10 protein-coding genes are annotated in these 14,260 nt (G+C 36.6%); 2 read left to right on the top strand and 8 right to left on the bottom strand.

Going from position 1 to position 14,260, the window contains the following annotated elements; genetic code table 11:
- Window positions 1-163 precede the first annotated feature (163 nt).
- From HNP38_RS13375 to HNP38_RS13395, 5 genes are read right to left on the bottom strand one after another with little or no spacing between them, the layout of a single operon-like run.
- A complete protein-coding gene (locus tag HNP38_RS13375; protein ID WP_184190356.1) occupies window positions 164-505 on the bottom strand; it encodes a hypothetical protein in 342 nt (113 codons plus the stop codon).
- 1 nt (window position 506) lies between these two features.
- On the bottom strand, window positions 507-986 hold the full coding sequence (locus HNP38_RS13380; protein ID WP_184190358.1) for a DUF4375 domain-containing protein: 480 nt from the start codon (window positions 984-986) through the stop codon (window positions 507-509).
- Window positions 987-991: 5 nt separating this feature from the next.
- On the bottom strand, window positions 992-4,591 hold the full coding sequence (locus tag HNP38_RS13385; protein ID WP_184190360.1) for a DUF6443 domain-containing protein: 3,600 nt from the start codon (window positions 4,589-4,591) through the stop codon (window positions 992-994).
- Window positions 4,592-4,602: 11 nt separating this feature from the next.
- Entirely contained in the window at window positions 4,603-8,322 is a 3,720-nt protein-coding gene (locus tag HNP38_RS13390; RefSeq protein WP_184190362.1) for a DUF5977 domain-containing protein, read from the bottom strand.
- Between the two features lie 11 nt (window positions 8,323-8,333).
- Window positions 8,334-9,878 carry a T9SS type A sorting domain-containing protein gene (locus tag HNP38_RS13395; protein ID WP_184190364.1) on the bottom strand — a complete coding sequence of 515 codons (1,545 nt, stop codon included), beginning with the start codon at window positions 9,876-9,878 and terminating at the stop codon, window positions 8,334-8,336.
- Window positions 9,879-10,563: 685 nt separating this feature from the next.
- On the opposite strand from HNP38_RS13395, the gene HNP38_RS13400 reads away from it, so the two are divergent.
- Together HNP38_RS13400 and HNP38_RS13405 are read left to right on the top strand one after the other, a co-directional pair.
- Window positions 10,564-10,767: a hypothetical protein gene (locus tag HNP38_RS13400; protein WP_184190366.1), complete on the top strand. Its 204-nt coding sequence runs from the start codon at window positions 10,564-10,566 to the stop codon at window positions 10,765-10,767.
- Window positions 10,768-10,769: 2 nt separating this feature from the next.
- Window positions 10,770-11,291, top strand: coding sequence for a hypothetical protein (locus HNP38_RS13405; RefSeq protein WP_184190368.1), 522 nt, complete (start codon window positions 10,770-10,772; stop codon window positions 11,289-11,291).
- On the opposite strand, the gene HNP38_RS13410 is transcribed toward HNP38_RS13405, so the two are convergent.
- The 3 genes from HNP38_RS13410 to HNP38_RS13420 are packed head-to-tail and all read right to left on the bottom strand — an operon-like array spanning window position 11,292 to window position 14,258.
- The gene (locus HNP38_RS13410; RefSeq protein ID WP_184190370.1) at window positions 11,292-11,843 is read right to left on the bottom strand and encodes a hypothetical protein; all 552 of its coding nucleotides are present in this window, start codon (window positions 11,841-11,843) and stop codon (window positions 11,292-11,294) included.
- Entirely contained in the window at window positions 11,840-12,349 is a 510-nt protein-coding gene (locus tag HNP38_RS13415) for a phage virion morphogenesis protein (RefSeq protein ID WP_184190372.1), read from the bottom strand. The genes HNP38_RS13410 and HNP38_RS13415 overlap by 4 nt, the downstream gene beginning before the upstream one ends.
- Window positions 12,342-14,258 carry a tape measure protein gene (locus HNP38_RS13420; protein WP_184190374.1) on the bottom strand — a complete coding sequence of 639 codons (1,917 nt, stop codon included), beginning with the start codon at window positions 14,256-14,258 and terminating at the stop codon, window positions 12,342-12,344. Before HNP38_RS13420 ends, HNP38_RS13415 begins: the two co-directional genes overlap by 8 nt.
- Window positions 14,259-14,260 lie beyond the last annotated feature (2 nt).

The raw sequence follows: 14,260 nt of genomic DNA on the forward strand, positions 1-14,260 counted from the left end.
AACGAATAAAATTTCCAATAAATCAATTGTTTCCATATTTGCTTTTTATAAAGATACATTTTTTAGCTTGAATTCTCATTTCTTCTGCCCATATATAAATCCATTATAGAAAAAGAGTGTTGAATTTTCAACACCCTTATCTATAATATTAATTGGTACAGCTTTATTCTTTTTCAACCAATTCTAAAAATAGACTTTGTAAGTCTTCATTTAATTTTGTGTTACTATTTTCTGTTGTTAGTAAAAATTCATCATCGATTCCATCTGCATAAGTTGAACCATCCAAGATACCTAATGCATGAGACAATGTATTTATCTCTACAATTCTCAAGAATTTTAAAAATGCATCCTTTTCTTCTCTTGAAAAATCTATATACATAGAAATTATGGCTTTCCAAACTGGATCTATAGCTTGTGTTGTTGTTTCCAATAAATTTTTATATAAACCTAAATTTTCTTCAATGACATCTCGATTGAAAATTTTCACTAATTCTACAGAATTCATTTTAAATTTCCTTAAATGATTTTCTTAAATAATCTCCTAATAAGTCCTCTATGTCTTCATCTTCAATATCATAGTATATATCATCTAATTCTCCCAAAGGATCAAATAAATCATCATCAATAAAAAGTTTTTTAAGAGTTTTATCTACTAATTCTCTTCGGAACTCTTCATCACTCAAATATTCATCTTTTACAATATTTAAGGCTTTATCTAATAAATTTGATTTTTTAAAAGCGCCTATTTCTATCAAAGCTTCTATTGTTTCCTTTGAAAATTGCCCATACCCATTTACAAAATATTGATGGAAGCCCCCATTCAAAACTTGATTTTCTAACACTACAGTTAAATATGTAACTTGCAAATCTTTCGGAAGGTTAATAATATAGCTGTACCAATGAGGGACTTCACTAATAAACCATTCTTCTTTTATCCCTTTCGTAGATTCTAAATATATTTTCTCTATTAATTCTTGATTAGTCATAAATTTTATTTATTAAAAGCGTTAGGATACATTGTTTTATTCATTTGTATTAATTCTTGTAAAGCACTATTGGGTATACCTTTTTCACCATAAACACGTCTCAGTTCAAAAATATCCCTAGCTAAAACTTGACGAGCATTTGTAAAGCCTTTCGTTGATCTTGAAACGATGCCAGCACCTGCTTGACTTACTGTATGTCCTAGTTTTGGGACTAATATTGACGGTGCCGTACTGTGATCATATCCAGGTACAAGTCTTTTCATTGCAGCACTTTGCCCTACATGATGTGCGTCAAGGCCTTTTTCTAATCCTCTCATTTTTTTGTATGGCCCGACTTTCCATAAATTTGATTTAGGAGCTGGTGTTTTATTCATACCTGCTGGTATCAACAATACAGTAGCTAACATCATTATAAATTCGGCATCTCTCTCCCCAACTTGATCAGCTAATTTGTTGGTGGCTAACATCGCTCCAAGGTCTGCCGGCCCCATCCATGTTACTCCTCTATCATAATAATGAGCAGGAAAGAAGATTTGAGGAGGTGCAACAGAGGCAGGAGGTAAATTAACTGTCATACCAAGACCACCATAACACACTAGACAATTAGAAGGCATAATAGAAGCCGGGTTTGAAGCAATAGCCCTTAAAGGACCATTTATTACTACTTCCTGTATAGGATAAGGATTGTTTTCCCCACCTAAAGCATTAGGGTCAAGCTTTGGGCCACCATCACCACCTTCTCCGTTTATAGGGTCTCCTCTTAACCCTGTAGGATCTGTAAAGAAAAGAGGATTGCTATAAGCAAAACCGTATGGGTCTAAAGTATAATCACTTAATGGGTCATGAGTTCCAAATTTACCAAAATCAGCAAAATAAGATCTCGGCCCATAATCATACATTCCTGCTTCCTGTAACTCTTTACCACCAAACTTGTAACTATACAAACTAGCTGTTCCAAAGACCGCCTTCTCCTCCCTTGGGATATTCATCCCAAACGGATAATAATCATTCTGATCTGTGATCTCTACTCCTCCGGATATATATTTCCTAAAGCTTACCCTTGCATTGCCCAGATGATCTTGATACTGATAAATATACTCATTTTTCTGATAATCGTAAAATCCTTCAGCAGTAGGGAAAAACTGAAGCTCAGGATTGGGCTTCAACTCCAGAACCTTGCTTATAAACACTTCTTGTTCATAAGCAAATTCTGTGGGATTAACATCATTTTGGGGAGTTCCATGGGTGGTAAGGTAATGGAAACCATCCAGATACTCGGTAATTGTGGCAAAAGAAGTTCCGTTTTCATAATTGCTGTTGAAGACCTTCCTGAGCTTTTCACCATCTGCCCTGTAAGTATGGAGTATTTTCTTCTTATTATTAGCAATAGACAGTACATTAGGCAGGTTCAGATAATTGTACCCGATCTGCTGGATATTCTTATCCTCTATGTTGGTCATATTTCCGTTGACGTCATATAGTATATCATTTCCACCACCTTCATAGCCTGTAGGGTTTCCGCTATCATCATCGATGGTTCGTAACTGATTTCCCGTATATTCATAAACAAGATCATCAATCTGTTCTGGGGTATTTCCAACAAGACTTTTGGCATTTCTTTGTAGATGGGTAATATTTCCGTTTAGATCATATTGCACAGTTTCATCATTGAAATGGTTTACCGGTACAGTAGCCTGTGGATGGGAAAATACTGCTGAAGTCAGACGGTTAAGTCCATCATACTGATAGGAATAACGTTTGAAGGTGCTGGAGTTAGAGACTTTCCAATTGATCTCTGCAATGTTTCCGTTATATTTTCCGGTGGACAGGGTAGTATTAACAGGGTTCTGATATCTGATCTCATACCCGAACAGATCATTACCCAAGTTCTCAGGATCATTGATTTTAGTCAGCCAGCTCCGGATGTTATAAGCATAATTTATTGTCTGGAGTGGTGAAGCAGGGTTGGTTCCCCCTACTTTTTTAGTTTTCAGCTGAGAAATCTCATTATATTCGTTTTGGGTTAAAATCTCATAAGGATTGTTATCTACTTTGTGCTTGTGTATTAGTAATCTATTCTGGTTGTCATATTCAAAGTTTTCTGTGATCACCTTTTCGGTATCAGTACTCAGCCTTTTATGGTAAGTTTTGGTCTGTAAGACCATTCCTGTAAAATCCAATTCGGTTTCTATTCTGGTATACCCCCCCAAATGATTTATAGAATGGATCCCTATAACTCTTTCTTTGGTATCATAATAATTATAGATCTTTGTCCAGCTGTCATTTTCAATATTCTTTACTAAAGACATTAAAGGAAGGCTTCTGGTACTTTTTCCACTAGTTGATGGATTATCTGTTAAAATAGGGTTTCCAAATATTGCTGTTGGAAAAGGAGGATTGAAACTGTAAGCTGGATAAATATCATAATAATTGACAGAAAGAATTGCATCATACTGAGATTCAAAAGGGTATACCCCACCAGTATAATAAACTGTCATACCGTTTTTGGTTATTCCTGAAGTATTCCTTTCTTCATTGGCTGGAACTCCTGTAGACACATAATAATCTACAGACTCTTGTACCGGCCTTCTTCCAAAATTAGCTCCTATATTGGCTATTCCAGTATAAACAAGTCGTGAGAACTTGTCATATTTAGTAAACAACCATTTACCTGTAGGACGCATGTCAGCGTCTTGGATCATTACTAACCTGTCCTGTTTATCATAGATCATATATTCCCAACCTTTGCCGGGAAGTTTTTTTTCTACTAATCGATTTTTACCATCATATCTATTTTGATAACAAAGATTACTCTGTTTAACTTCATTGGTTGCAATGTCCAAAGCTGCTGCTGCAAGTGGAGGAAGTACATACGTAAGTTGATCGTATTTATTATATACATTGTAGGTGTCCGCGTAATTATTGGCCCCAAGCACTTTTCTCTCTAAAACAATAAATCCCCTAGTATTTTTAAATATTATTGTCTCATTACCGTCTTCATCCTTAACACTGTTTTTATACAGTTGAGAATTCGCATATATACCCGAATCTGTCAATGTATTCTTAGTTGCTCCGTTTTCCCATATAGAGATAGCACTAAAGCTTCTTACATTATCAGAGGTTGTATTAGCTGCGTATCCAAGAGTAATAGGCTTATTACTCCAATCATTCCCGATTTGGATCTGTCCAAGAATTCTATTCAAAGGAGAGTTTTCAATAATCTGTTCTGAATAAATCTTTTCTCCTGCATAAAAATTTGTAACATCATTTACAGGATACGGAACCAAACCAGAATTCTGCTGATATAATGCTCCATTCGTAGTGTTTGATTGAGGAACAGGAAGATAATCTCTGATCTTCTTCCCGAAATCATCATAGACAACAGGAACTACAATATCCTTTCCCGTAGGAGATTCTTTTATACCTATGGTCTGTATAGGCCGACCTAAACCATCAAAGTACTTAACTGCTTCTGATTTTCTGGAACAACTTTGATCTAAACAATTTTTAATATAAGTATAATTCTCTGTATTGGATAATGTAGTTTGCGCAGAAGCTGCAAATGATACAAAGAATATAATCAGTTGTATAATATATTTTTTCATAATTCCGATATTTAGTTTATTGGAAGTGCGAAGTCCAAATTGATTGGTGTATTGTTAGGTGGTACTGTAGAGGTTGCACCGGGAACAAATCTTACAATTATATTTCCATCTGGATTAACCGTAATACCCCATACTCCGTTAAAGTACGTTGTAGAAGTCCTGATATTTGGTGATTGGCAGTTCCCAATAATCTTTCCAACTATCACTCCTGTATTCCAGTTTAGGCTGGTATTAATTGGGTAACCCATTTGAACTCTAAAATTAGAAGGGCTACTACTACCATACAATACTATTGAACCATAATTTAACACGTTAATTCCTGATCCTTTTACTATCGAGCAAGATAATGTCGTACAAGTTCCAATATTATTTGCATAGTTCTGACCATTGGAATTGATTTCATTTTCTGCTTTGCCATCAGCATCAGATTGACTTACCAATGAAGAATATTTGTTTTCTGGAACAATATATAAGTGGGTACTTCCAATACCAGTACCTCCACAATTTTTAGTGAAACTTTGGCTTTTTTCAGAATTATAGTATCTGGTAGTAGCGTAATTGTAATTATATTGCTTTACCGTATCTTCATTATTATCTAATACTTTTTCTACTCTGTTACTACCATCAAATTTATATTTTATCCGGATTCCTGACTCCTGTGTGTTTGATTTTACACCAATCAATGGGTCAAAAGTGTGAGTAGTAATCTTAAAGTCTTTCAATTCCGGTTTATTTCTAAAATTATCAAGGACGGTAATAAGATTATCTTCGGTTGAATCGTCAATATCCAAATCGGATTTTTTAACGATATCCAAATCTAAATATGAAATGTTATTATTAGGATCTAACCCAAATGCCTGCATAACCTGTGCATAAGTAGCACCCTCAATTACTGCGATCGGTTTTGTCTGTTTATATCCCCAAATTATTACAGTCGGCTTATCCATACGAGATTGCTGAAGAATATTTCCCTTATTGTCATACACATCAAATCCCTTTTCTTTCATCCAATCATTTACAGCAAAATTATAAGTATATTTAGCATTGGGTACTACGAGATTGTTTGTACTAAAAAAGGTGATTTTTGTTTTTTCTACAGCTTCATTACCCATTTTCCTTTCATTCCCTAGTTGAAGCTGTTCATAATTTACATTTGCATTCAATAAAGCATCACTGCCTTCAAAAGCATAGTTGTATATTTTTGTTTCATTGATTAAAGGCCCTGTAATGGTAATGGTTTTAGGAAGATTGAAACGATCTGTATAAGTCATGCTTGATTCTTTCTGAATAGTGTTTCCAGCGAAATATTCTGTTTCAATTTTCTTGGTAACATTGTTTCGTTTGATAAGACTTGAATTTTGATAAGTTGTCTGTTCCGGAAAATTACCATCATAGGTACCATTAATCGGCCAATACAAATATCGGACTTTAGGATATCTCTGTTGTTCTCCCAAAACAGGAGATGGGTACTGCGTTGCAGTATACTGATATTCGGATACTTTTAATAAGTTATTGTTTTTATCATTAATCTTCTGGCTTAATAGATTCCCTCTTAGGTAATCATAATTAAAGATTTTAGAATTAACACTGTTTTTTGAAAATAAATAGCTATCCAAATCTACATCTATATAAGAACCTGACATCAGCCATTTATATTTTAAAGACTCAGGGTATTCAGTATAACTGCTATACCTGTAATCAGTATAACCTCCATCTGGATTTATTTGTCTGGAATTTGGATAAACTACATAGCTTCCTTTAGATCTGCTCATTACTGTATTAAAACTTTGGGGGATACTGCTTTTTATTTCAGTTGGCCCATATTGTGCTATATCCTGCTCACCTGTTGCCATTGGTAAAGCTGATACTTGGCCATCACCATACTTATAATTTGTTATTAATGTTTTATTTTTTATTGGATCTAACATTTTGATTTCTTTTATTCGAAGCCCTCCTCCAATGATCTTGGTTCCTTTCCAAAAGAACTCATGAGGTTCATAAATAAACGATTGAACTCCTTGAGTAGGATAGGTAATAGTTTTCAAGCTCCATGCTCGAATATTTTCAAGTCCTGAAATTCCTTGATCATAAGATCCTGAAACGGCAACAGGATTTAGTGTAGGAACCTTTAAAGGTGAGAAATACGAAAAATTAATAGTATTTCTTGTTTCATTATACTTATATAAATAAGGCCTTACAGGAAATCCGTAAGAATCTGTTAAAGAAGCCTCATTAAAATCACCCTTAAATCCAAACACATCTTTATTGAAAGAAGTAATCTTAGGTAAGTTCCTGTCTTCGTAGTATGAAAGCCTATAGGTCTCCTTATTGATATTGTTTTCTCCGAATCCTTTTTCAACAGCCACAAGTTTTAACCTTTTACAAAGCGGGCTGTCTGTACATCCTGAATTAAAATAATCATAAATAAATGTATATTGGGAAATTATTTGACCTGAATTATTTTTAATAAATATTGACTTTAAAAGAGGCTCTTTAACAGCTGGGTTAATCAGTTCTGCTCCCCAAAACGGTCCAGTATATTCCACCGTGGGAGAAAGAGGAATTTCACTTAAAACCATATTCTTTGTAATCCTGTCTTCTCTTAGGTTCTCATAATTAAAAATAATTTCCACATCATCGGTTTTGATCTTAGAAACTAATTTTCTTATATATTCCTCCCTTGTTGAAATGTCAAAATTTTTAAATGTCCTAAATTTATTCGTTACAGAACCATTATCTACTCTATGGATTAATTTTTCCCATATTCTGTCTTTCTTAAAATTTAGATCAAATCTGGCCAAAGGTATGTAACTAACCTGTAAGGTTTTTTTAGATATGTTATCCTTTATTTCTGTTAATTTATAACTGTTATGATATTCCATGTCAGAACCAGAAGTACCTTCCTCTGGTAATGTATTTGATCCTCTAAATGCTTCATCTTTTGTTTTAGTCCTTATATTGACATGTTCAAATTCTGAAAAGGTATATGTAAATTTATTCTTGTTTATTTTAATAGTTTGCGTGTCATAATGGTTTCCGGGTGTTTCAGAGGTAGCACAGGTTCCTATTAATGTATGTATAAAATAGGAAACAAAAGGTCCCGAAGGACCAGGAGGGCATCCATAGTTTTTATTTGAAACATACCCATATTTAAGAATTTCACTTTCTGCTGTTTTCGCTCTAACAAAGTTTATACTTGCAGTATTAAAGCCCTCCAGCTCTCTTATATTTAAATCCTTATCGATAAAAAATCTCCCTGAAAGATTGGGTGAATTAATACTATAAAAGTCAGGAAAATCTGTCGATGGTACCGTAGGAAGTCCTCGCAAATATGCCTTCCAATTATCCCGCCCCTCATTATCTTCATAATTTCCGTTTACTTCCTTGGTAATTTCTCCTACCGAATATAATGACCATCCCAAGCCAGCCTCCCCAGCATATTGATCAACTAACATTCCACTTGAATTATAAATAAGTCTAATGGGAATGGCCATGCCTTCGAAATTGACATCATATAATGGAATTGAAATATCTGCTTTTCCTGTATATGTATTTATTGAACTGGGATTTAATGTATTAAAATTAAATGGGTTACTATCAGGCTGCGCATCAAATGGCGCATCTCCTATGGTAGCTGTGACCGAATTTGTATTTGATAATGTATCTGTTTCAATCTGACCATTATAATAAGTAAGAAAAAAAACAAATATAATTGCTAATAATCTTTTCATAATATATGTTTTTATTGTTTAATAATTTTAGCATTTGCTGATTTGTTAGTATCGGTTTTAATAGTGATCAGGTAAGCTCCCTGAATCAATGGCTGGGTATTGATCTTGGTTATCTTATTCTTGGTTTTGGTCTGATGCAAAAGCTTACCACTCATATCATATAAAAGAATATCCGCTTCTCTAAAGTCTTCTCCAATCTCAACATAGGTATAATCAGTCACCGGATTAGGATAAACCTTAATATTTTGCTTTTCAATCAATTTATCCACCTGACTGTCTCCCAACTTTACAATCTTCCAATTCTCTTTGCCTAACTCTTCTGCACTAGTACCTGCCAGAATAATGGAACCATCCCTGTTCAATTTTATATCAGATAGTCTTTCCTCTCTTTGACGTGATTCACCTTGCACATATTTTCTCCATTTTTCTTCCCCATTTTGATCCAGATACAGCATCCAGAAGGTTTCATCGTCATTTTCAATTCTTCCTTCAGCTTGCGTATAACCCCCTAATAAAACTCCTTTAGAAAATTTATCATCCGCAGAATGTAAAATACTTATTCCCATTAACACATCCCTGTTTTTGAAATTGTAAGATTTCTGCCAGATTTCTTCTCCTATTTCATTCAACGATATAAGCCAAAGATCAGTTCCCTCTTCTATATCTGCCGTTTTGTTTCCTGATCGTGCTGAACGACTTTCACCACCTATGACATACCCATTTGAAGTTAAAGCCAATGTTCTCAAATGATCATCTGCTTTTCCCCCGAAATTCTTTTCCCATTCTATTTTACTGAATTTATCTAGTTTTACAATCCAGTAATCACCCTCGCCATAGTTTTCTGTTTTCTTAGTTCCTCCTGTATTACTTCGGGAATATATTCCTAATAAAGCTCCTCCGTCTTTCGTGGGAATCATTTTCTCTACTTCATCTAGCCCTTTTCCCCCTAAAATAAGTTGTGATAATTCTTTTCCGTTCTTATCAAGTCTAATAATAAGTGCATCTTTAGAGCCGTAGCCTCTAGCCGAGTTCTGAACGTTTCCTGCGATAAAGTATCCTAAATCTGTGGCTTGGATCACGGCTTTAGCTTCTTCGTCACTGGCTGAACCTATGGTTTTCTGCCAGATTTCATCGCCCGATTCGTTCAATTTAATGAGCCATAAATCTGAACCGCCTTTGGAATTCTCCTTCTTATCCAGCCCTGTCGATGAATAACTAGTGCCTGAAAGGAGAAATCCGCCCTCTTCTGTAGCTACGGCAGCGACGAGAAAGTCATGATTGTTTCCAGAAAAATATTTTTCCCAGACTTCCTTCCCTTGCTGGTCAAGTTTGACCAAATGGAAATCGTAACCGCTGTTCTGCTTACTATCTGAAGCCTGAGGCTTACTCTTTTGGATGGAACTACCTGTAATGAGGTATTGTCCGTCAATTGTTGTGGTAATTTGGCTTAGAAAATCCTGTGTAGAGGATTGGATGTCTTTCTGCCAAATAACCTCCTGAGCATATACAGTCAGGAATGCGCACAAGAAAAGTGCAGCAATGTAACTTTTTTTCATATTTGAATTGTTTAGTGTTGCGAACTTATTTTATTTGGTTGTTTCAATGATCCGTAAAAACCCTATTTTTTCTTCGGGATATTACGGAACTTATTCTCTAATCCGAGCGATTAAGTACTTCCATGATTCTTATATTTATATAATTATTCATATTCAAAAAAAGGTAGAACCGCCCACTATTTCTACGGGCATTGATCATACAGATCGGGCGGCACTACACAAAACCCTCCATTGAGGGAAGCATCACCGGTATATCTCCATACCGAAACTAATAACCATGAATTTCTATTAAATTTTCAGGTAAGCTAAAAATGAGTGACAAGATCCGCCAGGTTGTAAATGCAAAAGGTGCGGAACTAAAGCCAATCCGACAAGGAGGTACTGCGAAGAACCTGACGCCCAGAAAGACTTAGCCCGCACCCATATAGGTAAGCACGGGCGTAAGTCTATCGAGTTTGGGCGTTAGAAGATTCGCAGTTTTCCTTGTCCAAAACGATAGCTTACGCTGTGTATCGTTAAAATTATGCTCCAAAAATAATAATATTTTTCAAATACAATCACCGTATTTTTACGGTATTTCGTAATTCAAATTTTATTTTTCTGTGTAGCTTTGTTTAATTATAGTTTCCTCATAGACAAATAACGCCAACTTGCAGGAAATGAGAATAGTTTTTACTTTTGTATTATGACAGAAGTAAAAGACACAAAACAGGACGATATAATGAAGCGAAATGAACGTATCCGTAAACGATTCGCTTATTATACCGATACAAAACATCTCGACAGTGAGCATGTTTTAGATTTGCTTGCTGATGAATATATCGGATCATTAAAAAGAGAGACAATCTGGTTAATTGTCAGAAGAACTGGGCATTATAAAAACCTTTAATTATGAAAAAGTTATTATTCCTTTTATTATTTCCTTTTTTATGCTTTTCTCAAACACAACTGCAAGATGAAGATATATCTGCGGCTGCCGGAAATGAATATGAAACTTTGTTAACTAATATTGGAATAGATCGTGAAGGAGGGTTTGCAATCAATCATTTTTTGCATAAAATGGGTTTTACCCCTGACGAAAAATTTACACAGCATGGCGAATATTTTAAACAAAAATATGTGCAACAAATTGTATCAGGGAATGCAAAACCTGCCGTTATATGGATACGCTATTTAAACAAGAAAGTTAAAGGATATGATTTCCCTGTTACTCAGAAAGTAGATATTTCTGGAGATACTGAAAACATTATCAAATTTTATATCAATTTTTGGAGTCGCGCCATAAACTTTAAAGATACTAAAGCGGGAGAAACTGTTACCACCCATTTTTTATCAGACGTGGCCGCCCTTTCTGTAGGAACAAACGGACAATCTAAAATAGTGGTAACCACGGCAAAAGATTATTATAAATAATCACATTTTAACGACAAAATCCGACTGAATATTAACCTGCCTTTCCGGCAGGTTTTCTTTTGCAACATATTTTACAATTGGCTCGGCATCAACCTTTATCATTTTGGAGCAGTTTGCCTTCGTATCATCGGTAATGGTGGTTTCATATTCATAAACCGTTACGATGATGTTATTATGATCCAGGTCGTCTTCGTCTGCCACTTTTTTCAATTCACTGAATTTTGTACCGCTGAGTCCCTCCAGTGCGCCATCCACTTTTTCATTAAGATCAAAAAATGCCAGTGCCAGCTCCTGATCAATACTTCCCGTATAGCTTTCCGCATAATTCTCACAAATGACACGCACACGAACGGCTCCTTTTCCCTCTTTAATCCCGTTCCCGATGTCTGACCACTCAAAACGCATGAAAGAGATTAAAACGGCGGGTTTTGGAACCATTACAATGTTTTCCTTTTCAACCTGTCCGCGGTCTTTATCAATGTAAATCAATTCCTCAACCTGCGCTTCCAGATGGTCGGATATTTCTTTAAAAACAACTCCTTTTATACTCATAATAATATTTTTTTAAGTTCCGATAGTACCATACGATCCAATGTTTTTTCGAGTGCTTTCGAGTCCCCAATAAATTTTCGCTGCGGGATCTCAATATGTGTTTTTGAGGTCAGGGCAAGCCATTTCCAATACTCCTTTCCGGTTTCCTTATACTTTGCCCAGAAGAACCTACGCATTTTCGGAGTGATCAAAATTTTCCCGCCCTCATTATGGATTTTTGCGTAATGGTTATGATTACCTATTCCCACAACAACACGCGACTCTGAAACCTGTATTTTTTTAATTTCCCGGCGCGTATTCCCGGAACGTACCATTGTGGTTCTGGCACCGGGATACGTGCTTTTTTTCCATCTCTGAAAAGGGACATCCACGAAGCCACCGACATTAAAATTTCGTTTAAAGAAGTTCACCATTGTAATGGCAGCTTTCTGCGGAATAGTTCTTTTAAAATTCCTGTATTTAGCACGGAGCCTGTCTAGCTCCTGTGCATTGTTCTGTCTACGCATTGGCTCTTATTTCTATATCGGCGATCATTTCATTAAATATCTGTTCCAGTATTTTTCTGATCTCCTGCGGATTTTCTTTGATGTTGGTGGTCTTAATGGTGAGTTCCTTCACAAAAGACTGGATATTGAATATCATTTTTTTTCCGTCTCCACCGGTTCCGGTTCCTGACAGGGAATTTTTGGCTATATCCTTTTTACCTTTTGCATTTCCGCCTGCCTGTGGCTCCAAAGCGGCAGAAGGTTTTCCACCCGGAGCAGCCAAGCCGGAAGGAGGTGGAACACCGGCGGGGGTAATTACCTTATTTTGAGTGGTGATTTTAACGGCTTTGCTGATAGGTTTTTCCAGTTCCTTATTCCATCCGTCATAAGCCCCTTTTACTGCATTAGGAACCAATTTTGCGGTGTCTTTGACCGCATTAAATCCTTTCGATAATCCCGACTTTATTTTATCCGTATCAAGGGTGAAAATACCGACAAGCAAATCGCCCACGCCACCCAGAGTATTTATCGCAATATCTTTAATGCTTTTAAATACGGAATGAACCACTCCGACGAGTGCATTTAATAACCGCTGTACCCAGACCGTTTTTTTACCCCATTCCAATAGGGCATTAATAACCCCAAGTATGGCATCCACAGCTTTAAAAACAACCCCGATCACTGCGCCCAGAATTTCCCCAACGTAGCTGATTGCCGGTGCGATCAATTCCCACACCCATGTTAAAATCCCCATGACATTAGAAAGGAACTGCGCCACATTTCCCGATTCATACATAGCCTTAATATTATCCACTAAAGCAATACGAACATAATTAAGAGCTGTTTGCACGCCGGCAATGATCTTTCCAATCAGTTCAAAAAGTGGCGTTAAAAACCGGATCATTCCTGCGATACCTTCCATCGCCATTTTTGCGAAATTGGTATCTCCTGAAAACTGAATGAAACCGTTATTTCTGATCGCATCCACCACCGGTTGAAAAGCTTCCGCCACTCCTGAAAGAGCATTTGTTACCGGCTCGGTGTAATTCATCATATTAGCCAGGAACCCGAACAAGAAATTTCCGGCATCCAATACCCCGATAATCAACGGTCTGAATGTTTCCCCGGTTTTGAGTTTAAACTGGGTTAACGCATTTTCCTGTCTGTTGATCGCAGACTGCATGGAGTTCATGGCTGCCGGTAAACCGCCCTCAAAAGTATTTTTTAATTCCTTTGAAAATTTAGGCAGGAAATCCTCCGCCATAATTTTACCGCTATCTAACATTTCGTTGAACTGTACCTGCGTCATTCCCATAGCACGGGAAGCAATTGCCAATGCTCCGGGTAATCTTTCTCCCAGCTGGCCACGCAGTTCCTCGGCCGACACTTTTCCCTTGCTGGCGATTTGAGAAATCGCCAGAAACGCTCCTTCACTTTGTTCCGCCGATAAATTCATAACAGAAGCAGCGATCCCGACCGCTTCGAAAATATCCCGCGCCCCTTGTCCTTCCAGAGCAGTACCTTTCAGTGATCCGGTTAATGTCTGAAATCCTTTATATGAGGACTCCATATTAAGATTAAGATCTTTTATCGTGGTGTCAAGAAACGCCATGTTTTTTGCCCCCTGTTGACCGGAGGCAAAGACAATGGCATTTTCCATTCCCTCGAATTTGGAAGTAATGCCGGTGATCTCTTTTCCGAAATTGATCACGGCACCCACCGATAACGCAGCAATAATAGCAATCCCCGCAGTCTTTGCATATTTTGCAAGGCTGCTAAAGGTATTTTGTCCGGTATTTCTTAATCTTCCTATCCCGTTATTGGTAGAGTTGATGGCATTATCCAAGCCCCGCGTTTCATTTCGTGCGCGGTTGATCCCGCCGGAGAAGGAACGATCAATTAAATCTAAAGCGTACTGTAAACCGTTCATTG

The organism is Chryseobacterium defluvii, assembly GCF_014204415.1.
GTDB lineage: Bacteria > Bacteroidota > Bacteroidia > Flavobacteriales > Weeksellaceae > Chryseobacterium > Chryseobacterium defluvii_A.